The sequence below is a fragment of the Novosphingobium nitrogenifigens DSM 19370 genome (genome assembly GCF_000192575.1).
GTDB lineage: Bacteria > Pseudomonadota > Alphaproteobacteria > Sphingomonadales > Sphingomonadaceae > Novosphingobium > Novosphingobium nitrogenifigens.
In genome coordinates this window covers 290,552-315,934 of record NZ_GL876933.1, presented here as the reverse complement: position 1 = coordinate 315,934, position 25,383 = coordinate 290,552, and the positions used below count along the sequence as shown (strand labels likewise).

Sequence of the window (25,383 nt, the reverse complement as noted above, 5' to 3'; positions counted from 1 at the left end):
CTTGCAGGCGGAAGGGATTTCAGCGGCGGGCGGGCCTGTCTCGGCCCGCCCGGTTCCGCCTCATTCCGCCGCTTCGGGCAGGTCGTCGTCCTCTTCCCCTTCGTCATGCGAGGAGAGTTCGACATTGAGCCCGAGGCTGCGCATTTCCTTGACAAGCACGTTGAAGCTTTCGGGGATGCCGGCCTCGAAGGTATCGTCGCCCTTGACGATCGCTTCGTAGACCTTGGTGCGGCCGACGACGTCGTCCGACTTCACCGTGAGCATTTCCTGCAGGGTATAGGCAGCGCCGTAGGCCTGCAGGGCCCAGACTTCCATTTCCCCGAAACGCTGACCGCCGAACTGCGCCTTACCGCCCAGCGGCTGCTGGGTGACGAGGCTGTAGGGCCCGATCGAACGTGCGTGGATCTTGTCGTCAACAAGGTGGTGCAGCTTCAGCATGTAGATGATGCCGACAGTCACCTTGCGGTCGAAGGCTTCGCCCGTGCGCCCGTCAAAGAGCGTGGTCTGCCCCGAAGTGTGGTAGCCCGCCTTGGCCAACATGGCCGAGACGTCCGGCTCGCGCGCACCGTCGAACACCGGAGTGCCCATCGGAACGCCCGCCTTCAGGTTTTCAGCGAGCTCGATGATCTCGTTCGTCGTGCGGCTCTCGATATCGGCGTAATAGTTTTCGCCGTAGATATCCTTGAGCTTTTCGATGAGCGCCGCCGGAGGCTGGGCCGCCTGCGGATCGGGGTTGGCAATGCGCCAGTCTTCGAGCGCGTGCTTGATCTGCTGACCAAGGCCGCGCGCCGCCCACCCGAGGTGGGTTTCGAAGATCTGCCCGACGTTCATGCGGCTCGGCACGCCCAGCGGGTTGAGCACGATGTCGACATGCGTCCCGTCGTCGAGGAACGGCATGTCCTCGATCGGCAGGATGCGGCTGATGACACCCTTGTTCCCGTGACGGCCGGCCATCTTGTCGCCCGGCTGCAGCTTGCGCTTCACCGCGACGAAGACCTTGACCATCTTGAGCACGCCCGGTGCGAGTTCGTCACCGGCTTCGAGCTTGGCCTTGCGATCCTCGAACTTCTCCTGGATCGCCTTCACGGTCGCATCGTACTGCTGCTTGACCGCTTCGAGCTGCGCCTGACGCGCATCGTCGGCCACCGCGAACTTCCACCATTCGTGGCGTTCGACATCGCCGAGCACCTGCTCGTCGATCTCCACGCCCTTCTTGATGCCCTTGGGCGCAGCTGCGGCCACCTGACCGATCAGCATGTCGCGCAGACGGTTGAAGGTCGCACGGTTGAGAATGGCGCGTTCGTCTTCGCGGTCCTTGGCGAGGCGTTCGATTTCCTCGGCCTGGATCGCGCGGGTACGGTCATCGATCTCGATGCCGTGACGGTTGAACACGCGCACTTCGACGATGGTCCCGGCAACGCCCGGCGGCAGGCGGAGCGAGGTGTCGCGCACGTCGCTGGCCTTTTCACCGAAGATCGCGCGGAGCAGCTTTTCTTCCGGAGTCATCGGCGATTCGCCCTTGGGCGTGATCTTGCCGACGAGGATGTCACCCGGGTGCACTTCGGCACCGATGTAGACGATGCCCGCTTCGTCGAGGTTGCGCAGGGCTTCCTCGCCGACGTTCGGGATGTCGCGGGTGATGTCTTCGGGCCCGAGCTTGGTGTCGCGGGCCATGACTTCGAATTCCTCGATGTGGATCGAGGTAAAGACGTCGTCCTTCACGATCCGTTCCGAGATCAGGATCGAGTCTTCGTAGTTGTAGCCGTTCCAGGGCATGAACGCGACGAGCACGTTGCGGCCGAGCGCCAGTTCGCCAAGATCGGTCGAAGGACCGTCAGCGAGGATGTCGCCCTTTTCGACCATGTCGCCCACCTTCACCAGCGGACGCTGGTTGATGCAGGTGTTCTGGTTCGAACGCTGGAACTTCTGGAGCGTGTAGATGTCGACGCCCGACTGACCCGGTTCGATGTCACCGGCAGCGCGGATGACGATACGGGTCGCGTCGACCTGGTCGACGATCCCGCCGCGCAGCGCCGCGATCGCAGCGCCCGAATCGCGCGCCACGGTTTCTTCCATCCCGGTGCCCACGAACGGTGCGTCGGCCTTGACCAGCGGCACCGCCTGGCGCTGCATGTTCGAACCCATCAGCGCGCGGTTGGCGTCGTCGTTTTCCAGGAACGGAATGAGCGAGGCCGCGACCGAGACGAGCTGCTTGGGGCTGACGTCCATCAGCGTGACGGTGTCGCGCGGAGCCATGACGAATTCGCCGTTCTGCCGCGCCGAGATCAGTTCCTCGACGAAGGAACCGTCTTCGTTCACGGCGGCCGAAGCCTGCGCCACGGTGTGCTTCTGCTCTTCCATCGCCGACAGGTAGACCACGTCGCGGGTCACCTTGCCGTCGATCACCTTGCGGTACGGGGTTTCGATGAAGCCGTACTTGTTGACGCGGGCAAAGGTCGAAAGCGAGTTGATCAGACCGATGTTCGGCCCTTCAGGCGTTTCGATCGGGCAGATACGACCATAGTGCGTCGGGTGAACGTCGCGGACTTCGAAGCCTGCACGTTCGCGGGTCAGACCGCCCGGCCCGAGTGCCGAAACGCGACGCTTGTGCGTCACTTCGGACAGCGGGTTGGTCTGGTCCATGAACTGCGACAGCTGCGACGAGCCGAAGAATTCACGCACCGCAGCCACGGCCGGCTTCGCGTTGATGAGGTCGTTGGGCATGACGGTCGAGACGTCGACCGAGCTCATGCGTTCCTTGACCGCGCGTTCCATGCGCAGCAGGCCGACGCGGTACTGGTTTTCCAGCAGTTCGCCGACCGAGCGGACACGACGGTTGCCGAGGTTGTCGATGTCGTCGACTTCGCCCTTGCCGTCCTTGAGGTTCACCAGTTCCTTGACCACCGCGAGAATGTCGTCGGTGCGCAGGGTGGTGATGGTGTCGGCACAATCGAGGCCGAGACGCATGTTCAGCTTGACGCGACCCACGGCCGACAGGTCGTAGCGGTCGTTGTCGAAGAACAGGCCGTCGAACAGCGCTTCGGCGGTTTCGCGCGTCGGCGGTTCGCCGGGGCGCATGACGCGATAGATGTCGGCGAGCGCGTGATCGCGGTCCTCGGCCTTGTCCGCCTTCATCGTGTTGCGGATCCACGGACCCGTCGTCACGTGGTCGATGTCGAGCAGCTCGAGACGATCGACGCCGACCTGATCGAGCACGTCGAGGTTTTCCGGCGTCACTTCGTCACCAGCTTCGATCCAGATGCGACCGGTGGTTTCGTCGATCAGATCAAGCGCCGAGAAGCGGCCGAAGATTTCCTCGGTCGGGATCAGCAGATATTCGAGGCCGTCCTTGGCCGCCTTGTTGGCCGAACGCGGCGAGATCTTTTGACCCGCCGGGAAAATCACTTCACCCGACTTCGCGTCGACGATGTCGAACGTCGGCTTGACCCCGCGCCACTGGTCGAGCACGAACGGAACGCGCCAGCCACCGTCGGCACGGACCCAGGTCACCTTCGAATAGAAGTGGTCGAGGATCTGTTCGCCATTGAGACCCAGCGCATAGAGCAGGCTGGTGACCGGCAGCTTGCGCTTGCGGTCGATACGGACGTTGACGATGTCCTTGGCGTCGAATTCGAAGTCGAGCCACGAACCACGATAAGGGATCACGCGGGCTGCGAAGAGGTACTTGCCCGACGAGTGGGTCTTGCCGCGGTCATGGTCGAACAGGACGCCCGGCGAACGGTGCATCTGGCTGACGATGACGCGCTCGGTCCCGTTGATGAAGAAGGTGCCGTTGTCGGTCATGAGCGGGATGTCGCCCATGTAGACGTCCTGCTCCTTGATATCGATGAGCGACTTGGTCTCGGTCTCGGCGTCGACTTCGAAAGTCGCCAGCTTGAGCGTGACCTTCATCGGCGCGGCATAAGTGATCCCGCGCTGACGGCACTCGTTGACGTCGTACTTGGGCGCCTCGAGGACGTAGCCGTCCTTTTCCTTGATATCGAGGCTGGCGGTGCCTGCGAAATCCTGGATCGGGAACACCGAGCGCAGCGTCTTTTCCAGACCCGAGACATAGCCGGTGGCCGGGTCCGAGCGCAGGAACTGTTCGTACGATTCGCGCTGAACCTCGATCAGGTTCGGCATCTGCACGACTTCGTGGATGTCCCCGAAGATCTTGCGGATGCGCTTCTTCACGCCGGGGCGGGAGCCGGTCAGGGCGGTTGCCTTGGTCGCCATGGAGGAGTTCGTGCCTCTTCGCTCTAAAGAGCCGGAACCCGTTGGGATCCGGCGAAAAATTTGCCACGCGCAGCGAGTGGCGCCATCCAGCGACAAAAGGCCGCAAGCCCAGCCCACCGCATTTCCGAATGGAAAAAACGGCACACCGGCAGCAGCCTGTCGCGTCAGATGGAAAACCCCAGCCTCCTTCCTGATGCTTTCCCCTGCGCATGGGAAAGCCTTGCTCGAAGCTCGGGTCAGTCGGGATCGTTAGCATTGCCCCGGAACGCTGTCAAACAAGGGCATGCGCCGCACCAGCACCCGCGCCGGAGTCGTGACAGGAAACGTGCGCCCTTGACTCCGCCCCATTCCCTGCTAGTGGCCCGCGGCAGATCAACGGGCTTGCCCGGATGATCATCCGTCCGAGACCGCTGGTGCCGTTTTACGGCTTAATGTTCCAGCCTAGACGGGGAAAAGAGTTTCAACGGCCCTCCTCCTTTTGTGGAAGATGGTGCCCGCGCCGTCTTTCGGCGCTTCTCCTTCCCTTGTCGACAACGGACTCGCTCGCTCCGGCGCTCATGCGTCGGTGCGGACAGACGTAGCCGGTTGCATCGGGGGGCAGCTCCATGCAGCCATTTGTGAAGGAGTAAGGCATGGATCGTTCGCAGAAAGCCGAATCGGTCGCATACCTCAACGAGATCTTCTCCGAGGCCGGCGCGGTGGTCATCACCCGCAACCTCGGCATGACGGTGGCCCAGTCCACCGCCCTGCGCACGAAGATCCGCGAAGCGGGTGCGACGTACAAGGTTGCGAAGAACCGTCTTGCCAAGCTTGCCATCCAGGGCACGGCTTACGAAGGCATCGGTGATCTCTTCACCGGTCCGACCGCAGTCGCCGCCTCGGCCGACCCCGTCGCCGCCGCCAAGGTGATCGTCGAGTTCGCCAAGACCACCGACAAGATCGAAATCTTGGGTGGCGGGATGGGTTCGCAGGTTCTCGATGCCGATGGGATCAAGGCGCTCGCCACGATGCCCTCGCTCGACGAGCTGCGCGCCAAGCTTATCGGCCTCATCCAGGCTCCGGCGACCAAGATCGCCCAGCTCACCACCGCTCCGGCGGCGAAGCTGGCGCGCGTCTTCAACGCCTACGCCGAGAAGGATGCGGCTTAAGACCGTTCGCACAATTTCGCCTGCCGTCCGGCAGGCATCTACCCATTAGGAGTGAAATATCATGGCCGATATCGCAGCCCTCGTTGAAGAACTTTCGAAGCTGACCGTTCTCGAAGCCGCTGACCTTGCCAAGGCTCTCGAAGAAGCTTGGGGCGTGAGCGCCGCTGCTGCTGTTGCAGTTGCTGCTGCCCCCGCCGGTGAAGCGGCTCCCGCCGCTGAAGAAAAGACCGAATTCGACGTCATCCTGACCGGCGACGGCGGCAAGAAGATCCAGGTCATCAAGGAAGTCCGCGCGATCACCTCGCTCGGCCTGACCGAAGCCAAGGCTCTCGTCGAAGGCGCGCCGAAGGCGATCAAGGAAGGTGTCTCGAAGGCCGAAGCCGAAGACATCAAGAAGAAGATCGAAGAAGCCGGCGGCACCGTCGAAATCAAGTAATCGCCTGTTCGGGTTCCGCTCGATCATCGAGTGCGGACCCGACCATCGATTGCAGGAAAAGGGCGCTCCTTTGCGGGAGCGCCCTTTTTCATGCCGTTTAATGCAGATGGACCGGCCTCACACCGAACGTTCCGGCAGGCCCCATGCGAACATCGCTGCTCCCGCTGCACTGACGGCAGCGGCAAAGGCGAATGCGCCGTTAAAACTGCCGGTCGCATCGACGATCGCGCCGGTCACCACCGGACCGACGATCCCCGACACGCTGCCGATCGCATTCTGCACCCCGACCCAGCCTGCCGCATCGCGCGGCCCTGCATGAAGCTGGCCCAGCGCATAGACCATCGTGGGCAGGCAGCCGAGAAACAGCCCGGTGACCAGAAGCGCCGCGCACAGGCCGGTCGTCCCCTGCGCCAATGCGACACCCGCAATCCCGGCAACCGATCCAAGTTCGGCCACCACGCAAAGCCGCCGTTTCACGCGTGACGGCTCTCCGCCCCGACGGACCAGCGCGTCGGCAAGCTGCCCCCAGCCGAGCGAGGCCAGGGCCTGCATGCCGTAGGTCATCGTCGCCAGAACCGTCATCGTCGGGATCGGCAACCCGCGCGATTTGACGAGGTAGAGCGGCAGCCAGATCAGGACAAAGAAGAACCCGTAATTGGCCAGCGCATGCGCGACGCCCATCAGCCACAGCCCCGGCCGCCGCAAAAGATCGCGCATCGGCGAAGGCGGCTCGACCGCCTTTCCCGCCGTCGCGCGGTTCATCTGCCGTCCGATCAGGGCCCAGGGCACGAGCCAGACCAGGGTTGCGGCGCCGAACCAGAAAAAGACCGGGCGCCAGCCGTGGCGAGCCAGGATCATGCCGCCCGCCATCGTGCCGAGCGCAGGCCCGAGCGCCAGCCCGGTCGCGATCATCGCATTGGCAAGGCCGCGCCGCTCGACCGGAACATGCGCGGCGATCAGCTTGGCCGTCGAGGGAAAAAGCGCCGCTTCCCCCAGTCCGAGCAGAAGGCGCAGGCCGACCAGCATGGCAAGGCCATTGGCAAGCCCCGTGAACAGCGTCGCGCAGGCCCAGAGAGCAACTGCCAGCGACAGGAGACGCGCCGCCGACCAGCGATCCGCCAGCGCCCCGATGAAAGGCTGGGTCAGCCCGTATGTCCAGAAAAACGCCGAAACGGCGAGCCCGAAGCGCGTCGCCGAAAGGCCCAGCGACTGCTGCATGAGCGGGGCGGCAATGCCGATCGCCCCTCGATCCACGAAATTGAGCAGGACCACCAGAGCGAGCAGCGCGACCATCGGCCACACCCGCAGATCGCCCGCCGCGCGGACTTGTCCAGCCATTCGATATTCCCCCCGACCGTGCACGGAATTGCAAGGGTCTAGAAGGCGTTGACGCCAATGTCACGCGTGGTGGGAAAGGCCCCTCGGGAGGGTGAGGGGCCTTTCCCGTCCGTCTTGCCGGATGACCCGCAGTGCGACCCGTCGGGCTCTCGGTCATGATGGAGCCCGATGAGTGTTCCCATCGGGCTCCGGCAACTATCAGAAGAAGCCGAGCTTCTTGGGGCTGTAGCTGACCAGCAGGTTCTTGGTCTGCTGATAGTGGTCGAGCATCATCTTGTGGGTTTCGCGGCCGATGCCCGACTGCTTGTACCCGCCGAACGCGGCATGGGCCGGATAGGCGTGGTAGCAGTTGGTCCAGACGCGACCGGCCTGGATTTCACGGCCGAAGCGGTAGCAGGTGTTGGCGTCACGGCTCCACACCCCGGCACCGAGACCGAACGCGGTGTCGTTGGCGATGGAAAGCGCCTCTTCCTTGTCCTTGAACGTCGTCACTGCGAGCACCGGGCCGAAGATTTCTTCCTGGAACACGCGCATCTTGTTGTGGCCCTTGAGCACGGTCGGGGTCACGTAATAGCCGCCCGCGAGTTCGCCGGTGTGCGCCGCGCGGGTACCCCCGGTCAGCACTTCGGCGCCTTCGGCGCGGCCGATGTCGATGTAGGACAGGATCTTTTCGAGCTGATCGTTCGACGCCTGTGCACCGATCATGGTCGCCGGGTCGAGCGGGCTGCCCATCTTGATCGCTTCGACCCGCGCGATCGCGCGTTCGATGAAGCGGTCGTAGATCGATTCCTGAATGAGCGCACGGCTCGGGCAGGTGCAGACTTCGCCCTGGTTGAGCGCGAACATCACGAACCCTTCAATCGCCTTGTCGAAGAAGTCGTCGTCTTCGGCAGCGACGTCGGCAAAGAAGATGTTCGGGCTCTTGCCGCCCAGTTCCAGCGTCACCGGAATGATGTTTTCGCTGGCATACTGCATGATCAGGCGACCGGTCGAGGTTTCACCGGTGAAGGCGATCTTGGCGATACGCTTGCTGGTCGCAAGGGGCTTGCCCGCTTCGACACCGAAACCGTTGACGATGTTGAGCGTCCCGGCGGGCAGGATGTCCGCGATCAGTTCGGCAAGCACCAGGATCGAGACCGGGGTCTGCTCGGCAGGCTTGAGCACCACGCAGTTGCCCGCGGCCAGAGCCGGAGCCAGCTTCCATGCGGCCATCAGGATCGGGAAGTTCCACGGGATGATCTGCCCCACCACGCCCAGCGGTTCGTGGAAGTGGTAGCCGATCATGTCATGGTCGATTTCCGACAGCGAGCCTTCCTGCGCGCGGATACAGCCCGCGAAATAGCGGAAGTGGTCGATGGCGAGCGGAATGTCGGCCGCCATGGTTTCGCGGATCGGCTTGCCGTTGTCCCAGGTTTCGGCGAGCGCCAGCTTTTCGAGATTGGCTTCGAGGCGATCGGCAACCCGCAGCAGGATGTTCGAGCGTTCGGTCGGCGAAGTGCGTCCCCAGCTGGCGCGAGCGGCATGAGCCGCATCGAGCGCGAGTTCGATATCCGCAGCATCCGAACGTGCGACCTGGCACACGACCTTGCCGTTGATCGGCGAGACATTGTCGAAATAGCGTCCGGCGACGGGGGCAACCCACTTGCCGCCGATGAAATTGTCGTAGCTCTTCGCGAAGGGCGAAATGAGCCCATCCTGCTTTTCAGCAACCAGAACAGTCATGGCTTGGATCCTCTCGGTTTCAATCGACGCTCTTGCGCCAGATTTTCTGAAACCGAACATCGCGCCGGGCTGTTTTTGGTAAAAGCCCCACCGGGGCGATCGTCGCATCCGCCTGTCCCATCTTTGAGACAGGCGGGCCGCGACGAGACACGCGTCGCTTTACTGCAATCCAGCGCCGGTCATGCCGACGCGCTCCATCCGCCGGTAAAACGTCGCCCGGCCAATCCCGAGCAAGCGCGCAGCGGCCGCGACATTGCCGCCCGATCGCGCCAGCGCCTGGCGCAGGACCGCGCGTTCGGCATCGTCGAATCCGGCCTGCGCGCCTTCCTCGCCAAGAACATGCGCGAGCGGCATGGGTTGCAGCGCACCGCGCACCGCCAGCCCGAGCTGACGCCGAGCCACCCGCGTTGCCCCGATCACGAGATCGTCGCGATCGACCGCCAGAAGCGCCGCGCCCTGCGTCATCCCCTGCCCCATACCCTGAGACGCGCCCTGCAGCCGGTGATCTGCGCCGACATAGACGATCCGCGCGGTCGCATAGCGGCGGCAAAAGAAGTCGCGCTCGATCGTGCGGGCGGCATCCTGCACCAGCGCACCGATCATGCCCGAAATCGCCTCTCCCTGGTCGTTGCGCGCCGACGAAACGTCGAGCGCGGCAACGAGCTTTCCGGTCGGATCAAAAATCGGCGCATCCATGCACGAGACCCCGACATTGCGACTGGCGAAATGTTCGTGCTGCTGAATGGTGATAGGGCGTCCTTCGACAAGGCAGGTACCGATGCCGTTGGTGCCTTCGGCCTGTTCGCTCCACATCGCACCGGCGACCAGCCCGACTTCGGTGAAGAGCGCTTCCTCGGACGGATTGCTGCGCGCTTCGAGCACGACACCGTCAAGGTCGGAAATGATCACGCAGGCGCCCACCGCGCCGACATTGCCGTAAAGCCGGTCCAGCGTCGGCTTGGCCGCGGCAAGCAATTCCCCGTTCGCCTCGCGCAGGCGCGCCAGCGCTTCGGCCTCCAGACGGTCGTTGCGCCGTTCGTTGCCGGGATCGAGACCGTGATGCAGGGCCGACCGGCACCACGAGGCCGCAACCGAGGAATGGGCGGCGGCATGCCCGGAGGCAACCGTGTCGAGAACGATGTCGCAATGGGACTTGCGCGCAGTGGCCATGGCTTTCAACTCTCCGCCGCGCCACTGTTGCTGTTTTGTCTTCATGGAAAGCGGCACGGGGACTGTCGGGACAGCCCGCTCCGCAACCCCGAGTCGGTTGTGCGCGGAATGGCAAAGTGTCCATGCGGTCTCGCGAAATGCAAGCGTCATGAGACAGAGTGCAGGAAAGGCATGTCTCATGAATGAGACAGCACCACTTTGATCCCCCTGATGCTCTTTCGCCGCCGAGGTCCGACGCCTATGGCCACCGGGTCATGTTTGAAAACCCGCCCCGTTCCTGGACCGATGAATGGCGCCAGACTTTCGTTCTGGCCGCCCCGCTCGTCGGCGCCAACCTGCTGCAGATGGCAGTCTTTGCCGTGGACGTGGTCTTCGTCGCCCGGCTCGGCTCGTCTGCACTGGCAGCCTCCTCGCTGGCGGTTTCGCTGTTCGGCCTGCTGATCTGGAGCCTGACCGGCCTTGTCGGCGCGGCATCCCCCCTGATCGCGGCCGAACTCGGGCGCCGTGCCCATGCCGTCCGCGAAGTGCGTCGGACCGTGCGCATGGCCGCCTGGGTCGGCGTGATCGCCTCGTTCGCGGCGATGGCGGTCTGCCTCGCGATCGGGCCGATCCTTGCCATGACGGGGCAAAGCGAGCGGATCATCGTGCTCGCCGTCCCGTTCATGTCGGTACTGATGTGGGCAACGATCCCCGCCGTCCTCGGATCGCTCCTGCGCACGGCCATCGCCACGCTCGGGCGGCCGATGGTGGGCACCGTCATCACCGGCCTGTCGGTCGGGGTCAATGCGCTGGGCAACTGGGTCTTCGTCTTCGGCCACTTCGGCATGCCCGCGCTCGGGCTCAACGGGTCCGCGCTGTCGAGCGTCGTGACCAGCACGGCAACGCTGGGCGCCTATCTGCTGGTGATCCGTTTCGACCGGCGGCTGCACCGCTATCACATGCTCGGCCGCTGGTGGCGGGTGGACTGGACGCGCTTTGTCGACGTCCTGCGCATCGGCGTTCCGATCGCGGCCACGATCGTTGCCGAAGCAGGCCTTTTCAATGCCGCCGCTTTCCTGATGGGGCGGATCGGCGAACTGCCGCTCGCCGCGCACGCGCTCGCCATGCAATTTGCCGCGATCGCGTTCCAGGTTCCCTTCGGCGTGGCGCAGGCAGCCACGATCCGCGTCGGACGTGCCTATGGCGCGGGCGACCGCCACGGCATCACGCTCGCCGGACGGGTCGCGCTGGTGCTGGGCATCGGCTTCATGGCGCTTTCCGCAGGCGTCCTGCTGTTCGCGCCGCGCACGATCATCGGGCTCTATATCGACCCCGCCCTGCCCGCCAATGCCGCGCTGGTTGCGCTGGCCGTCCGGTTCATGGGCGTTGCCGCCGCGTTCCAGTTGTTCGACGGGGCACAGACCGTGGGCGCCGCACTCCTGCGCGGGTTGCAGGATACCCGCGTGCCGATGGCTCTCGCCCTGTTCGGCTATTGGGTGCCGGGGCTGGGGGCTGCGGTCTGGCTCGGGCTCTATACTCCGCTCGCCGGGCTTGGCGTGTGGATCGGCCTTCTCATCGGGCTTGCGGTCGTTGCCGCTCTGATGATCCGGCGCTGGTATCGCCGGGAAACGCTTGGTCTGGTTTCGAGAACGGACGCAAAAGAATCTGCATCGCTCCCCTCTTGACGCCCTTGGGGGTACCTCCCATATCCCCGCTGGCACTCTTGAACCCAGAGTGCCAGACCCGAAATTCGCAACTCCAGTCCGGCCCTCCCGGCCGGATGTTCAAAATGGAAGAGGGAGCAACCCATGAGTTTCCGTCCGCTGCACGACCGCGTGCTGGTGCGCCGCGTCGAGGCCGAGGAAAAGACCGCTGGTGGGATCATCATCCCCGACAGCGCCAAGGAAAAGCCCGCTGAAGGCGAAATCGTCGCCGTCGGCACCGGCACCCGCGCTGACAACGGCACCGTGACCCCGCTCGACGTTAAGGTCGGCGATCGCGTCCTGTTCGGCAAGTGGTCGGGCACCGAAGTAAAGGTGTCGGGCGAAGACCTCCTCATCATGAAGGAAACGGACATTCTCGGCGTCATCGCCTGAGCGTCCTGATTTCCCATCCTCCAATTCAAAGGAAACACCAATGGCTGCCAAGGACGTACGCTTTTCGCGTGATGCCCGCGAACGCATCCTCAAGGGCGTCGACATTCTCGCCGACGCGGTGAAGGTCACGCTCGGCCCCAAGGGCCGCAACGTCGTGATCGACAAGAGCTTCGGCGCTCCCCGCATCACCAAGGACGGTGTGTCGGTCGCCAAGGAAATCGAACTCAAGGACAAGTTCGAGAACATGGGCGCGCAGATGCTGCGCGAAGTCGCCAGCAAGGCGAACGACAAGGCCGGTGACGGCACCACCACCGCGACCGTTCTGGCCCAGGCCATCGTTCGCGAAGGCATGAAGTCGGTTGCCGCCGGCATCAACCCGATGGACCTCAAGCGCGGCATCGACATCGCCGTCGCCAAGGTCATCGAAGACCTCAAGGGTCGTTCGACCCCGGTTTCCGGCTCGTCGGAAATCAGCCAGGTCGGCGTGATCTCGGCCAACGGCGACGTTGAAGTCGGCCAGAAGATCGCCGAAGCGATGGAAAAGGTCGGCAAGGAAGGCGTCATCACCGTCGAAGAGGCCAAGGGTCTCGAATTCGAACTCGACGTCGTCGAAGGGATGCAGTTCGACCGCGGCTATCTGTCGCCGTACTTCATCACCAACCCCGAAAAGATGATCGTGGAGCTGGAAAGCCCCTACATCCTCATCCACGAAAAGAAGCTGTCGAGCCTTCAGGCTCTGCTTCCGATCCTGGAAGCGGTCGTTCAGTCGGGTCGTCCGCTGCTCATCATCGCGGAAGACATCGAAGGCGAAGCGCTGGCGACCCTGGTCGTCAACAAGCTGCGTGGCGGCCTCAAGATCGCTGCCGTCAAGGCTCCGGGCTTCGGTGACCGTCGCAAGGCCATGCTGGGCGACATCGCCACCCTGACCGCCGGTGAAATGATCAGCGAAGACCTCGGCATCAAGCTCGAGAACGTCACGCTGGGCATGCTTGGCCAGGCCAAGAAGGTCACCATCGACAAGGACAACACCACGATCGTCGATGGCGCCGGTTCGGCCGACGACATCAAGGCTCGCGTCGAACAGATCCGCGCCCAGATCGAAGTCACCACCAGCGACTACGACCGTGAAAAGCTGCAGGAACGTCTGGCCAAGCTGGCTGGCGGCGTTGCAGTCATCAAGGTCGGCGGTGCGACCGAAGTCGAAGTCAAGGAACGCAAGGACCGCGTCGACGACGCTCTCCACGCTACCCGCGCTGCCGTCGAAGAAGGCATCGTGACCGGCGGCGGTACCGCTCTGCTCTACGCCACCAAGGCTCTCGCTGGCCTCACCGGTGCGAACGAAGACCAGACCCGTGGTGTCGACATCGTCCGTCGCGCCATCACCGCGCCGCTCAAGCAGATCGCTGAAAACGCGGGCCACGATGGTGCCGTTGTTGCCGGCAAGCTGCTTGACCAGGCTGACGAAGGCCTCGGCTTCAACGCTGCGACCGACGTCTATGAAAACCTGAAGGCCGCTGGCGTCATCGACCCGACCAAGGTCGTCCGCACCGCGCTGCAGGACGCTGCCTCGGTCGCCGGCCTGCTGATCACCACCGAAGCGGCGATCAGCGAAAAGCCCGACGACAAGCCCGCCCCGGCAATGCCCGGCGGCATGGGCGGCATGGGTGGCATGGACTTCTAATTGCCTGATCGGGAACTTCGGCTTGCAGGAGTTCCCGATGGTTCGGCACCGGCCGAGCCCGAAACACACCTTGTGGTGCGTTTTGAGACATACGAAGTTCACGCTTCCTGCCGAACGGCATGATGGGGCCGGAAGGGAAACCTTCCGGCCCTTTTCATTTTCTTGACCTCCCCCTGCCATTGCGGCATCTGCGATGACGGCGATGGATTTCCGCCGGGCCTGCTGTGCCGCACAGGCCGAACCGCCTTTCGACGGGCTCTCTTGTCGAAAGGCTGATGATTCCTGCCTTCGCCGTTTCGGCACCAAGGGGGAATTGTGCGCGCTGCCTTTGACGACCTTTTCGCGATTGTCCGTTCGATCCTGCGCTGGGCCATCCTGATCGTGCCCATGGCGGCTCTGGTCGGGTCGGTCTGTGCCGCCTTCCTGTGGAGCCTCGACGCAGTCACGAAGATACGGTTCGATCATCCCTGGCTGCTGTTTCTGCTACCGGTCGGAGGCGCGGTGATCGGCCTTGCCTATCACTGGCTGGGCAAGAGCGTCGAAGGGGGCAACAACCTGATCGTGGAACAGATCCACGATCCCGACGGCGGCGTACCGCTGCGCATGGCTCCCCTGATTTTCGTCGGCACCGTCGCGACGCACCTGTTCGGGGGCTCGGCCGGGCGCGAGGGCACCGCGGTCCAACTCGGCGGCAGTCTGGCGAGCGCGGTCGGCAAACTTGCGCGTCTTGATGAAGATGCCTTGCGCGTGATCCTCATGGCCGGGATCGCCGCCGGATTCGGAGCCGTTTTCGGCACGCCGCTTGCCGGGGCCGTCTTCGCGCTCGAAGTGCTGGCGATCGGGCGCATGGAATATGCAGCGCTCATCCCCTGCCTTGCCGCGGGAATCGTCGCGGACTGGACATGCCAGCGCTGGGGCATCCATCACACCGTCTATCGCATCGGCTGGATGGCGGGCAGCGAGGGCGCCGGGCCGCTCGATCCGCTCCTCTTGGGCAAGGCAGCCGTGGCAGGCGTTCTCTTCGGCCTCGTCGCCCTGATCTTTGCCGAAGCGAACCATGCCCTGGGCGGATGGATCAAACGGGTGATCCCCTATGGCCCGGCGCGTCCCGTCGTCGGCGGCCTTGCCGTCATTGCCCTGACGTCACTTCTGGGCACCCGCGCCTATCTCGGCCTTGGCGTATGGACGGCCATTCCAGGCGATCCCACCATTCCCGGTTTCTTCACCGGCCCGATCGATCACTGGAGCTGGGCGCTCAAGCTGGTGTTCACGGTGATCACGCTTTCGACCGGGTTCAAGGGCGGGGAAGTCACGCCGCTGTTCTTCATCGGTGCAGGCCTCGGCAATGCACTTGCCGGAGTGATGGGGGCGCCCGTCGATCTCTTCGCCGGGCTCGGCTTCATCGCGGTCTTTGCCGGGGCCGCCAATACGCCGCTCGCCTGCACGATCATGGGGCTCGAACTGTTCGGTGCGACGCACATGGTGCCGATCGCGGTCGCCTGTTTCCTGGCCTATGTCTGCTCGGGCCACAACGGCATCTACCTGTCGCAGCGGATCGCCGTTCCCAAGCGCGGCGGCACCCGGATCGCGCCCGAGGCGACCTTGCGCAGCGTGCGTGCAGGACGTCCGCCACTTTTCTGAGCATCGCCGAAGGTCGGCTAGTCCTTCTGGCTGGCCTTGGGTTCGTCGAGCAACAGGTCGACAAGCGCGGCCCGATCCGGGCCCGATGCAGCAGCGGCAACCCCGGCCTGAAGCGCGCGATAATGGGCAAGCACGGTCTGACCCAGCGGCGTCAGCCGCGCCCCGCCGCCATGCTGGGAACTGCCCGCCGAAGTTTCGACCAGCGGCTCGCGCCAGCAGCGGTTCATGACGTCGACCAGAAGCCACGCGCGACGATAGCTCATCCCCATCGCCCGTCCGGCCGCCGAAATCGAGCCATGCGCACCGATGGCTTCAAGCAAGTCGGCCTTGCCCGGTCCCATCGCGATTTCCGGGCCGCAGAGCAGCTGGATCTTGATCTTGAGCGTGAATGTCATGAGGCCACGAAGCCTGCCGCAGGACGAAGGACTTGAAAAGCCCCCCGCCTCTTGGAGTCGCCCCAAATGCAGCAAGGGGGAGTTGCGCGGCGCAACTCCCCCTTGCCCTGTTCAAACCCTGTCCGTTCGGATCAGAAGCCGAGACCGAAGGTCACGAACCACTGACGCGGCGCGATCGGATAGACCGAGTAGTTCTTCGACGCCGAGCCGATCGACAGCGAAGAGGCACCGGTCGTGTTGGAAATGTTGGTGACATTGAGGCTGACGTCGGCCTTGGCAACGTGCAGCTTTTCGGCGGGCAGGTGCAGAGTGACCCGCGCCGACGCCTGGAACGTTGAAGGAACGCTGGTGTCATTGGTATAGGTCGCATAGCGGCTGCCGATATAATCGCCGATCACCTGCGCTTCGAGAGCGCCGAGATTGAGCGAGGCCACCGTCTTGTTCATCCAGGTCGGCGAGCCCGGAACGACCTTGCCGCACGTCGCGACGACATTGGTGCCGCCACCGCAAGTCCCGGTCGCAGCGCCGATGCCGTTCGCGGTCGAGGTATAGTCGCTCTGATAGGTCGAGCGGTTGTACGACAGCGCGTTGTAGAGCGAGAACTGCTGACCGAAGTGCAGCGTGAACGCCGCATCGACGCCATCGGTGTGAACGCTGCCCACGTTGACCAGAATGGCCGTCCCGCCGGTGATGCCGCTGCCCGCGATACCGCCGGGGTTGGTGTTGATCGCCAGCTGGCGGTTGTTGAAGACGACGTGATAGTAATTGACCTGCGCCTCGATCGCCGAGAGCGGCGAGCCGGTGAACGTCCGTCGGCTGCGCAGACCGATTTCATAGGTCCAGCTCGTTTCCGGCTTGCCCTGGCTGGCAAAGGTGTCGAACGCCGCCTGGCTGCCGGTGAACCACGGCGAGAGCGACGCGCCACCCAGATAGGTCATGTACTGGCGCAGGTTCTTCTGCACGTTGAGATAGAGCTGTTCGTGGCTGGTGAGATCATACTTGGCGCCGAACGCGGGCAGGAACCAGCGCAGCGTGTTGATCCGCCCCTGCGGCAGGCCGCCCGACAGGCCCGACAGCGAACCGGTGGCAGGCTGGATCGGATACCAGCCGTTCGCCCACTGCGCGCTCGTCTTGAAGCCGCCTTCGACCAGCAGGCGCGGCGTCAGGCGCCAGGTGTCCTGCAGGTGCAGCTGAAGCTCTTCGACCCGGGCTTCGCCCTGATACTGGGTGAACAGCGGATTGGTCGGGCGGATATAGGGCGAGAAGCTCGACGGATTGCTGTCGTCGGCCCCGTACCAGCGGCGCCACTGCGTCGCGCTGTTGTGTTCGAACCAGGCGCCGAATTCGATCTGGTGCGCGCCCAGATTGGCATGGAGCGTCGAGAGGAAACCTTCACGATCGATGCGATATTCGGTCGTGCGGATGACCAGCCCCGAACCGCCGGTCGCCGCCACCAGCGCCGAACCCAGCGCGGTGTTGTTGAGGCCGTTGTGGTTGCCCGTGAAATGGGTGTCGGTCGCGTAATTGGGGTCGAGATAGGCCTGGATCACCGTGATCGACTGACCCAGCGGCCCGGCCACGACGCCGACGCCGTCGTTGTGATGGAAATAGACCTGGTTCGACCAGGTGATCTTGTCCGACAGGTAGGCGTCGTACTTCAGATAGGCGAGATAGTCGGTGCGCTGCGCGTCGGAATAATAGTTGCGATAGTTGCTGCCGTCGGCCGTGGGCGTGTTGCCATAGGCGTCGAGGTAGGACTTCTGCGCGCCGTAGTTGGGATAGAGATAGGGGCGGGTATAAGGCGTGTAGGTCTGCGTCGCCGAATAGCTGGTCGCGTCCTCGTTCGGCTCGGTCTTGTCCGAATAGTCGAAATAGGCGGTCAGCTTGCCCGCGGTGTTTTCATGGACCAGCTTGGCATTGGCCTGCCAACCGCCCTGGATGCCGTTGAAATCCCATGCCCGGGCCCGCTGGCGCGCGAACGAGAGATAGGCGCGGGTTTCCTTGCCGGGCCCGAAGCTGCCGGTGTCGACCCGCGCATAGGTGCGCGAAGTGCCGTAGCTGCCGATGGTTTCGGCGACATCAAGGCCCAGATTGGCCTTGGGATCGGACGTGAAGGTTTCGATCGCGCCACCCAGATTGCTGGTCGAAGCCGTGCCGAGATCACCTGCACCGGTCGAAACGACCGCGCGCCCGACGTTTTCGGAAATGACCGCACGCTGGGGCGCAAGACCGTTATAGTTGCCGTAGTTCTGGTCACCCAGCGGCAGCCCGTCGAGCGTGTAGCCAAGCTGCTGGTAGTTGAAGCCGTGGATGAAGATCTGGGCGTTCTGCTCGTTGTTCCCCCACGGGTCGGCCGTGACATAGAACACGCCGGGCAGAGTCTGGATCGCCTTGAGCGGCGAGACGCCGGGCAGGATCTTCTGGATTTCGGCGCCGGTCACGGCCGTGGCCGAGCGCGTCGTCTTGGCGGTGACGATGATCGCGGAACCCGCATCGCCGGCATCCGCCTTGGCCGAACCGGCATTTGCCGGGGCCGCAGCAGGCGCGGCGTCCTCGGCATGGGCAAGCCCGGCATGAGCGGCAGCCACAAAGGCCAGAATGGAAATGGACGCGCGAAGGCGGTTGCGAACGAACATGTTATCACCCCCTGGAAAGGTCGGGCCGTCTGATGCGGCGCCAGCGCGCTAGGGGTGATTTTTTACAGTTCGACGACGTCGAGGTTACAGCAAGTGTCTTATTTTCCGGAAAAACCTATGCGTTGACGTGGTTGCGTTCGAGAACAGCCAGCGGCACGCCATCAAGTTCGGCCATGCCGGTGCGGACAAATCCGAGCCGGTCGGCCAGAGCGAGCGAGCCGTTATTTTCCGGCTCTATGATGCAGCCGATACGTCTTGGACCATGGGTCCGGTCGAACCAGTCCAGCGCGGCCGTCATCGCCTCGCGCGCCAGTCCGCGCCCCCAATAGCCCTCGCCGATGATCCAGCCCGCTTCGGCCGCGTCGTCGAGACCATGGCCGATGCCCCGCCAGCTATGGAACACGCCGCAAAGACCGACCACTGTCGGCTCATCGCGCAGGCGGACGATGCAATTGCCATAACCGTACAGCGCCCAGCTGCCCGCATTGCGCTGGAACCGCGCGAATTCGTCCGGTGCGCGGACGGGGCGATTGCCGAGATGGCGGCGCACCGCTTCGGGTTCGACAAGCGCACAGATGTCGGCGAAATCCCCTGCCACCGGGCGCCAGAGATCAAGCCTGTCGGTGGAAACGAGCGGCGTAGTCATGTCACCAGTTGCTCCAGCCCGTGCAGCGCAAGGCCGACCAGCCCGCCGACAAGCGTTCCGTTGATACGGATGAATTGCAGGTCGCGCCCGACCGCGCTTTCGATCCGGCGCGTCACCGTCCCGGCATCCCAGCGCCGCACGGTTTCCGAAACGACCTGCACGATCTGTCCGCCATAACGCGAGACAAGGCCCGCCACGGTCCGGCGCGTGAAGCGATTGACCATCGCCTTCAAACGCATATCGTCCTGCAAGGCATGGCCCAGCGCAGCAAGGCTCCCGCTCCATTCGGCCCCACCCCCGCTGCCCGGCTTGCGCAAAAGCGCGATGAGGCCGGTGCGGCTGCGTTCCCACAGCCCGTCGAGCCAGGCAGCAAAGGCCGGATTGGCAAGCGCATCGGCTTTCATCCGGGCAATGCGCGCACCCATCTCGGGATCGTGGATCAGGTCGTGCGCCAGCTTGTGCAAAGTCTCGTCGATCTTGCGCCGCAAGGGGTGGTCGGGATTGACCATGGTTTCAGCGAGCAGGGCATAAAGCGCATCGAGAAGCGCATTGGCCAGCCGTTCGTCGAGCCGGGTCCAGCGCATCAGCGTATGGGCACGCTCGTGGATAAGCGTGCGCAGGGCATCCTCGTGCGCTTCGAGCAAGGTTCCCGCCCGGCGCAACAGGCCTTCGATCACTGGCATGTGGCGTCCATCGGCCATCATCCCCGTCAGCACTTGCCCCAACAACGGGGCAAGGTCGATCCGTTCGATCTGGCGACTGAGCAAAGCCTTGAGCGGACCGCCGACCTTGTCAGGATCAAGCGTCGCCAGGACATCGGCGAGCAGACTTGAAACCCCTTCACCGATCCTGCCTGTTCCCGGTTCAAGTCCCGGTTCCGGTCCGGAAGACGGCGTCGTCAGATAGGTGCCGAGCATACCGGCCGCATCGAGCCCGTGCAATCGCCGCGCCAGAACCTGTGGCGTCAGGAAATTGGCACGCAGGAAGCCCGCCATGCTGTCGGCAATGCGATCCTTGTTCGCCGGAATGATCGCTGTGTGCGGGATCGGAAGACCGAGTGGGCGGCGGAACAATGCCGTCACCGCGAACCAGTCAGCCAGACCGCCGACCATCGCCGCTTCGGCAAAGGCGGCGAGATAACCCCAACCGGGATTGTGCGTTTCCAGACGCCGGGCGACGACGAACGTCCCCGCCATCAGCATCAGGAGCATCGTCGCGATCACCCGCAACCGCCGTCCCGGGTCGGCAGGAAACAGGGGCGCGATGATCCGCCGACTTCGAGGCAAAAGTGTCACTCGGCCGGGTGTACCGCCTCGCCCCGCGAACCGCCATCCGAAAGCACCCGGCGCGCGAGCCAGGGGCCGATCCGCTTTTCCATTCCGTCGGCAAGGCTGAAGCCTGCCGGGACGATCAACAGCGTCAGCAGCGTCGAAAGCGTCAGCCCGCCGATGACGACAATGCCCATCGGCGCGCGCCAGCCGCCGTCACCGCCCAGGGCAAGCGAAGTCGGCACCATCCCGGCGACCATCGCCACGGTGGTCATGACGATCGGCTGGGCCCGCTTGTGCCCGGCCTCGATGACGGCATCGTGCTTGGACTTGCCCTGCGCGATTTCATCGAGCGCGAAATCGATCAGCAGGATCGAGTTCTTGGCGACGATGCCGAACAGCATGAGCATGCCGATAAAGACCGGCAGCGACATCGGATTGCCCGTGACCAGCAACAGCAGGAGCCCACCGAGCGGCGCCAGGAACAGCGAGCCCATGTTGACCAGCGGCGAAATGAAACGGTGGTAGAGCAGAACCAGCACCGAGAAGACGAGCAGGACCCCCGCCCCCAGCGCCGCACCGAAATTGCGCATGAGTTCGGCCTGGAAACGCTCCTCGCCCGCGGCGGTGTTCGATACCCCGGTCGGCAGGTCCATCATGATCGGCAAATGGTTGATCGCATCCATCGCCGCCCCCTTGGGCACATCGGGGGGCAAGTCGGCACCGACGAAGACGCGGCGGCTCTGGTTATAGCGCTGGATCGAGGTCGGCCCCGCCCCAAAACCGATCGTGGCCACGCGCGACAGGGGAACCGTGTCGCCGGTCACGGTCGGGACGGGCAGATTTTCCAGCGTCGAGAAATCGCGGCGCGATTCGACCGGCAATTTGACCCGGATCGGCACCTGGCGGTCCGAAAGCGAGAATTTCGCGCTGTTCTGGTTGATCTCACCCTGTGTGGCGATGCGGATCACCTGGCTCAAGGCCTGGGTGGTGACGCCCAGCGACGCGGCGAGATCGAAATGCGGGGTGATGACGATTTCGGGACGCCGCAAATCCGCGCTGATGCGCGGGGCGACAACCTGCCGAAGCCCGCTCATCTGCGTCACCAGCGTCTGTGCCGTCCGCTGGAGCAGGTCGGGGTCCGACCCCGCCAGCATGACGCTGATCGCGCGGCCGGAGCCGCTGCCCGGACCGGCGCTGTTCTGGTTGGCGAAACTGACCCGCGCGTCGGCGACCTGCTGAAGACGCGGGGTCAGGTCGCGCTCGAACTTGACCGACGTGCGATGACGGTCACGGCGCAGTTGCAGGAAAATGTGGCCGCTGCCTTCCTTGATCCGTTCCAGCGCGACGCGCACTTCCTGTTCGTGCGCAACAAGAGCCAGGACTTCGTCCATCTTGGCCTCGGTCTGCTCGATCGTCGTTCCGGGGACCATTTCGACGTCGATCTGGCTCTCGTCCGTATCGGTGTCGGGGAAGAACTGCGTCGGGATCGCCTGCATCAGCACGAACGTCAGCACCAGCGCGCCAAGCCCGATCCCCATCATCCACAGGCGATGGTCGACAAGCCGCGCCCAGGCGCGCCCGCGCATCCAGCCAAGCCACGCCGCCAGCGGACCGCGCCCCACGCGGGCAAACGTCGTGCCGATGAAAAAGACGAGGGCAGCGGCAAGGGTCCCGCCCGCCAGCGACGCCAGCGGTGGCACCGCACCGGGCAGCAGCATCCGCGACAAGGGCTGGTTGATCGCAACGAAAGCCCCGGCAAAGGCAGCGCCTGCCCCGCCGACGATCGCCAGCAGGACCAGCGGATACCACCAAGCCCCGCGACGGGGGATCAACCCCGCCCGCCGTGCCTGCGCCTTGTCCGTGTCGAGCGACCAGTGCAGCACTTTCATGTAGCGGTCCATCCACACGCCGCCGCCATGTTCGGCCTCGCCATGGGATGTCATGAAATAGGCCGCCACCATCGGCGTGATCATGCGCGCGACCAAGAGCGAGAACAGCACCGCGACCACGACCGTCAGCCCGAAATTCTTGAAGAACTGGCCCGAGACGCCCGGCATCATCGCCACCGGCAGGAACACCGCGACGATCGAGAATGTCGTCGCGACCACGGCCAGCCCGATTTCGTCGGCCGCGTCGATCGCCGCCTGATAGGGTGTCTTGCCCATGCGGATATGGCGGACGATATTCTCGATCTCGACGATGGCGTCATCGACCAGCACGCCCGCGACCAGCCCGAGCGCGAGCAGGGACATGGTGTTGAGCGTAAAGCCCATCAGCGTCATGACCCAGAACGTCGGGATCGAGGACAGCGGAATGGCGATCGCCGAAACGATGGTCGAACGCCAGTCGCGCAGGAAGAAGAACACCACGATCACCGCCAGCACGGCCCCTTCGACCATCGCCGAAATCGAGGTGTGGTACTGATCGCGGGTATAGCTCACTGAATTGAAGAGGTTCTCGAAACGGACGCGGTTGCCCTGTTCCTTTTGCAGTTTTGCCAGTTCGGCAACCGCCGCGTCATAGACGGCAACGTCGGACTCGCCGCGTGCACGGGCGATGCTGAACGTCACCACCGGCTTGCCGTTGAACTTCGCGATCGAGGTGATCTCGCTATAGCCGTCGCGCACATCGGCAACGTCGGACAGGCGCACGGTATGCCCGGCGGTCAGACCGACCTCGACCTGGGAAAGGTCGAAAGCGCTGCGAGCATTGCCCAGCACACGCACGGCCTGTCGTGATCCGGCGACTTCGGCGCGCCCGCCCGCCGCGTTGACATTGACCTGACGCAGGGCGGCATTGATCTCGGTCGCGGTAATCCCTTGCGAGCGCATGCGTTCGGGATCGAGCGTCACGGTGATCTCGCGATCGACCCCACCGGCGCGCTGCACTTCGGCCATGCCCGGAATCGCGAGCAGGCGGCGCGTCACGGTATCATCGATGAACCACGACAGTTGCTCGATCGTCATGTCGTCGGCCGCAACCGCGAAATAGGCGATCGGCTCGGACGAAGTCTCGAGCTTGTAGACCTGCGGCTCGAGAATACCCTCGGGCAATTCGCCACGGACGCGATCGACTGCGTTCTTGACCTCGTTGACGGCGGCGTTGATGTCCTGCCCGATCTTGAACTGGACCTGGGTCTGGCTGCTGCCTTCCGACGCTGTTGACGTGAGCGTGTCCACCCCCGCGATCGTGCGGACGCTGGCCTCGATCTTTTGGGTGATCTGGTTCTCGATCTCGGTCGGGGCGGCGCCCGGTTGCGAAATCGACACGATCACCATCGGGAATTCGATGTCGGGCTGATCCTGCACCTTCATCATCATGAACGAGACGATGCCGGTCAGCGTCAGCCCGAGGAACAGGACGATGGGAACGACCGGGTTGCGGATCGACCAGGCCGACAGGTTGCGGAAATTCATGACGTGCCCTTCTGGCCGTCGCCGTCCCTTCCCCGACTGACGATCGGGCGGACCTTGTCCCCCGGATTGAGGAAACCGCCGGCGCGCAGGACCACCCGTTCATCGCCGGACAGGCCCCGCGTGACGACGATGCCCTGTGGCGTCACATCCCCGGTCGCAACCCCGCGGCGGACAACCTTGTCGCCATGGTCGACCACATAGACATAGGCCCCCGCAGCGTCCGACATGATCGCCGATTCAGGGAGCAACGGCGCCGTCGATGTTCCCGAACGCAGCCGCGCCGTGGCAAAACCGCCCGGACGCAAGGCCCTGTCGAAAGGAAGCGCAATGCGCGCGAGGCCTTCGCGGGTCGTCGCATCAATGGTCGGCGCCAATTGCCAGATATGACCGGTGAACGGCTGGGTCGTGCCCACCGGCGTCACTTGCGCGGTATCGCCGATGGCCAGGCGCGCCAGATTGCTTTCCGACAGGCGTGCCTGCATCTCGAGTTCACCGTCGCGGGCGATGCGGAACAGCGTACCGCTGGCCGAACTGACGATCTGACCCGGCTCGACCTGACGCGTCAGCACCAGTCCGGCTTCGGGCGCCACGACATTGAGCCGCGCCGCGCTCGCGCGAAGCTGCCCGAGCGTCGCGCGGGCAACGCGCACTTGCGCCTGCGCCGCGTCGCGGGTCGCGACGAGTTGTTCGATGTCGGCATTGGAAATGAAACCGTTGGAAACCAGCTTGAGCGAGCGGTCGAGCTTGCTCTGCGCCAGCCGCGCATTGGCTTCCTGAACTTCGACATTGGCGGCCTGGCTGGCGATTTCCTCGGCCTGGACCGAGCGATCGACAATGGCGAGAACCTGTCCCTTGTCCACCCAGCTGCCGGCATCGACGAGAACCTGCACGACGCGCCCGCCTTCACCGGCGATCCCGACCGGCAGATCGCGCCGGGCCGCGAGCACCCCGCTTGCCGTCACCGATCCCTCGACCGAGAGACGGCCGGGAACGATCACGGTAACCGTTTGCGCATTGGCGTCGGAATGCGCTGCCACCGGTGCGGAAAAGGAACGGTAGAGACCATATCCGGCCCCGCCCAGAACGGTCAGGGCAAGGATCGCCAGCCCCAGACTGCGCCGCGAAGGCCCCGCAACCGACGAAACGGAAGAAACCGGAGCATCCGAACCAGCACCGTTGGCGTCAACATCGGTATTGGTCGTCATGTCATTCACCAGCCCCAACCCCCAATCCCCGACATGGGTCCCCCATATGACCCGCCGATGAACATCGTCAGGATACGCAGCGCCCTGCAAAGACAAGACTTCACACGGCGGTTACCATCGTATCCCGGTTCATGCCCCATGCACGACCCAAGGACTTGATCTGGCGTAAACCCTAACAGGATCGGTCCGGGAATAGAGTGCGATCCGACAAGTTGCAATTGATCCTCTACGAATAACTTGGCGATCCTTCCCCATCTGCCTCCCAAATGGCGCAATCGCGAGATTGCCGCACTTTCCGCCGCTTTTTCCAATACCGCATCGCACCAACGGAAAAGGGCCGCCTGTCGGAATGACGGGCGGCCCTTTT

16 protein-coding genes and 1 riboswitch are annotated in these 25,383 nt (G+C 64.2%); of the genes, 6 read left to right on the top strand and 10 right to left on the bottom strand.

The genetic code is table 11. The features are described 5' to 3' along the window. Positions 1-60: 60 nt before the first annotated feature. On the bottom strand, positions 61-4,236 hold the full coding sequence (rpoB, locus tag Y88_RS11460; protein ID WP_008069407.1) for a DNA-directed RNA polymerase subunit beta: 4,176 nt from the start codon (positions 4,234-4,236) through the stop codon (positions 61-63). Positions 4,237-4,868: 632 nt separating this feature from the next. Here rpoB and rplJ point away from each other — a divergent pair. Together rplJ and rplL are read left to right on the top strand one after the other, a co-directional pair. Next, complete coding sequence (rplJ, locus tag Y88_RS11455; RefSeq protein WP_008069405.1) at positions 4,869-5,384, top strand: 50S ribosomal protein L10; 516 nt, start codon at positions 4,869-4,871, stop codon at positions 5,382-5,384. 61 nt (positions 5,385-5,445) lie between these two features. Beyond that, on the top strand, positions 5,446-5,820 hold the full coding sequence (gene rplL / locus Y88_RS11450; protein WP_008069403.1) for a 50S ribosomal protein L7/L12: 375 nt from the start codon (positions 5,446-5,448) through the stop codon (positions 5,818-5,820). Between the two features lie 117 nt (positions 5,821-5,937). Here rplL and Y88_RS11445 read toward each other — a convergent pair whose 3' ends face one another. The 3 genes from Y88_RS11445 to Y88_RS11435 all read right to left on the bottom strand — a co-directional run bounded on the left by Y88_RS11445 (position 5,938) and on the right by Y88_RS11435 (position 10,095). Further along, positions 5,938-7,158 (bottom strand): MFS transporter, encoded by a 1,221-nt coding sequence (locus tag Y88_RS11445; RefSeq protein WP_008069398.1) that lies wholly within the window; start codon positions 7,156-7,158, stop codon positions 5,938-5,940. Between the two features lie 198 nt (positions 7,159-7,356). Continuing rightward, positions 7,357-8,880: an aldehyde dehydrogenase gene (gene adh, locus Y88_RS11440; RefSeq protein ID WP_008069396.1), complete on the bottom strand. Its 1,524-nt coding sequence runs from the start codon at positions 8,878-8,880 to the stop codon at positions 7,357-7,359. 159 nt (positions 8,881-9,039) lie between these two features. Next, positions 9,040-10,095: a GAF domain-containing protein gene (locus tag Y88_RS11435; RefSeq protein ID WP_018075711.1), complete on the bottom strand. Its 1,056-nt coding sequence runs from the start codon at positions 10,093-10,095 to the stop codon at positions 9,040-9,042. A gap of 209 nt (positions 10,096-10,304) precedes the next feature. Between Y88_RS11435 and Y88_RS11430 the strand changes: the two genes are divergently transcribed. From Y88_RS11430 to Y88_RS11415, 4 genes are all read left to right on the top strand, one after another. After that, a complete protein-coding gene (locus Y88_RS11430; protein WP_008069393.1) occupies positions 10,305-11,714 on the top strand; it encodes an MATE family efflux transporter in 1,410 nt (469 codons plus the stop codon). Positions 11,715-11,837: 123 nt separating this feature from the next. Beyond that, on the top strand, positions 11,838-12,125 hold the full coding sequence (gene groES, locus Y88_RS11425; protein WP_008069392.1) for a co-chaperone GroES: 288 nt from the start codon (positions 11,838-11,840) through the stop codon (positions 12,123-12,125). A gap of 40 nt (positions 12,126-12,165) precedes the next feature. Beyond that, positions 12,166-13,806 carry a chaperonin GroEL gene (gene groL / locus Y88_RS11420; RefSeq protein ID WP_008069391.1) on the top strand — a complete coding sequence of 547 codons (1,641 nt, stop codon included), beginning with the start codon at positions 12,166-12,168 and terminating at the stop codon, positions 13,804-13,806. Between the two features lie 189 nt (positions 13,807-13,995). Next, positions 13,996-14,098, top strand: a riboswitch (Fluoride riboswitch). A gap of 23 nt (positions 14,099-14,121) precedes the next feature. After that, positions 14,122-15,447 (top strand): voltage-gated chloride channel family protein, encoded by a 1,326-nt coding sequence (locus Y88_RS11415; RefSeq protein ID WP_008069390.1) that lies wholly within the window; start codon positions 14,122-14,124, stop codon positions 15,445-15,447. A 17-nt stretch (positions 15,448-15,464) separates the two neighbouring features. Here Y88_RS11415 and Y88_RS11410 read toward each other — a convergent pair whose 3' ends face one another. The 6 genes from Y88_RS11410 to Y88_RS11385 form a co-directional block, all read right to left on the bottom strand. Beyond that, positions 15,465-15,842, bottom strand: coding sequence for a winged helix-turn-helix domain-containing protein (locus Y88_RS11410; RefSeq protein WP_008069388.1), 378 nt, complete (start codon positions 15,840-15,842; stop codon positions 15,465-15,467). A 131-nt stretch (positions 15,843-15,973) separates the two neighbouring features. Next, positions 15,974-18,478: a TonB-dependent receptor gene (locus Y88_RS11405; protein WP_008069386.1), complete on the bottom strand. Its 2,505-nt coding sequence runs from the start codon at positions 18,476-18,478 to the stop codon at positions 15,974-15,976. 115 nt (positions 18,479-18,593) lie between these two features. Continuing rightward, positions 18,594-19,124: a GNAT family N-acetyltransferase gene (locus Y88_RS11400; RefSeq protein ID WP_008069384.1), complete on the bottom strand. Its 531-nt coding sequence runs from the start codon at positions 19,122-19,124 to the stop codon at positions 18,594-18,596. Continuing rightward, complete coding sequence (locus tag Y88_RS11395; RefSeq protein WP_008069382.1) at positions 19,121-20,347, bottom strand: DUF445 domain-containing protein; 1,227 nt, start codon at positions 20,345-20,347, stop codon at positions 19,121-19,123. Before Y88_RS11395 ends, Y88_RS11400 begins: the two co-directional genes overlap by 4 nt. A gap of 68 nt (positions 20,348-20,415) precedes the next feature. Beyond that, positions 20,416-23,811: an efflux RND transporter permease subunit gene (locus tag Y88_RS11390; protein WP_008069380.1), complete on the bottom strand. Its 3,396-nt coding sequence runs from the start codon at positions 23,809-23,811 to the stop codon at positions 20,416-20,418. Further along, a complete protein-coding gene (locus Y88_RS11385) occupies positions 23,808-25,016 on the bottom strand; it encodes an efflux RND transporter periplasmic adaptor subunit (protein ID WP_018075710.1) in 1,209 nt (402 codons plus the stop codon). Before Y88_RS11385 ends, Y88_RS11390 begins: the two co-directional genes overlap by 4 nt. Positions 25,017-25,383 lie beyond the last annotated feature (367 nt).

Bases quoted from the DNA above. Each gene is read 5' to 3' on its own strand.
- rpoB (WP_008069407.1), bottom strand. From the start codon at position 4,236: ATGGCGACCAAGGCAACCGCCCTGACCGGCTCCCGCCCCGGCGTGAAG.
- rplJ (WP_008069405.1), top strand. From the start codon at position 4,869: ATGGATCGTTCGCAGAAAGCCGAATCGGTCGCATACCTCAACGAGATC.
- rplL (WP_008069403.1), top strand. From the start codon at position 5,446: ATGGCCGATATCGCAGCCCTCGTTGAAGAACTTTCGAAGCTGACCGTT.
- Y88_RS11445 (WP_008069398.1), bottom strand. From the start codon at position 7,158: ATGGCTGGACAAGTCCGCGCGGCGGGCGATCTGCGGGTGTGGCCGATG.
- adh (WP_008069396.1), bottom strand. From the start codon at position 8,880: ATGACTGTTCTGGTTGCTGAAAAGCAGGATGGGCTCATTTCGCCCTTC.
- Y88_RS11435 (WP_018075711.1), bottom strand. From the start codon at position 10,095: ATGAAGACAAAACAGCAACAGTGGCGCGGCGGAGAGTTGAAAGCCATG.
- Y88_RS11430 (WP_008069393.1), top strand. From the start codon at position 10,305: ATGTTTGAAAACCCGCCCCGTTCCTGGACCGATGAATGGCGCCAGACT.
- groES (WP_008069392.1), top strand. From the start codon at position 11,838: ATGAGTTTCCGTCCGCTGCACGACCGCGTGCTGGTGCGCCGCGTCGAG.
- groL (WP_008069391.1), top strand. From the start codon at position 12,166: ATGGCTGCCAAGGACGTACGCTTTTCGCGTGATGCCCGCGAACGCATC.
- Y88_RS11410 (WP_008069388.1), bottom strand. From the start codon at position 15,842: ATGACATTCACGCTCAAGATCAAGATCCAGCTGCTCTGCGGCCCGGAA.
- Y88_RS11405 (WP_008069386.1), bottom strand. From the start codon at position 18,478: ATGTTCGTTCGCAACCGCCTTCGCGCGTCCATTTCCATTCTGGCCTTT.
- Y88_RS11400 (WP_008069384.1), bottom strand. From the start codon at position 19,124: ATGACTACGCCGCTCGTTTCCACCGACAGGCTTGATCTCTGGCGCCCG.
- Y88_RS11390 (WP_008069380.1), bottom strand. From the start codon at position 23,811: ATGAATTTCCGCAACCTGTCGGCCTGGTCGATCCGCAACCCGGTCGTT.
- Y88_RS11385 (WP_018075710.1), bottom strand. From the start codon at position 25,016: ATGACGACCAATACCGATGTTGACGCCAACGGTGCTGGTTCGGATGCT.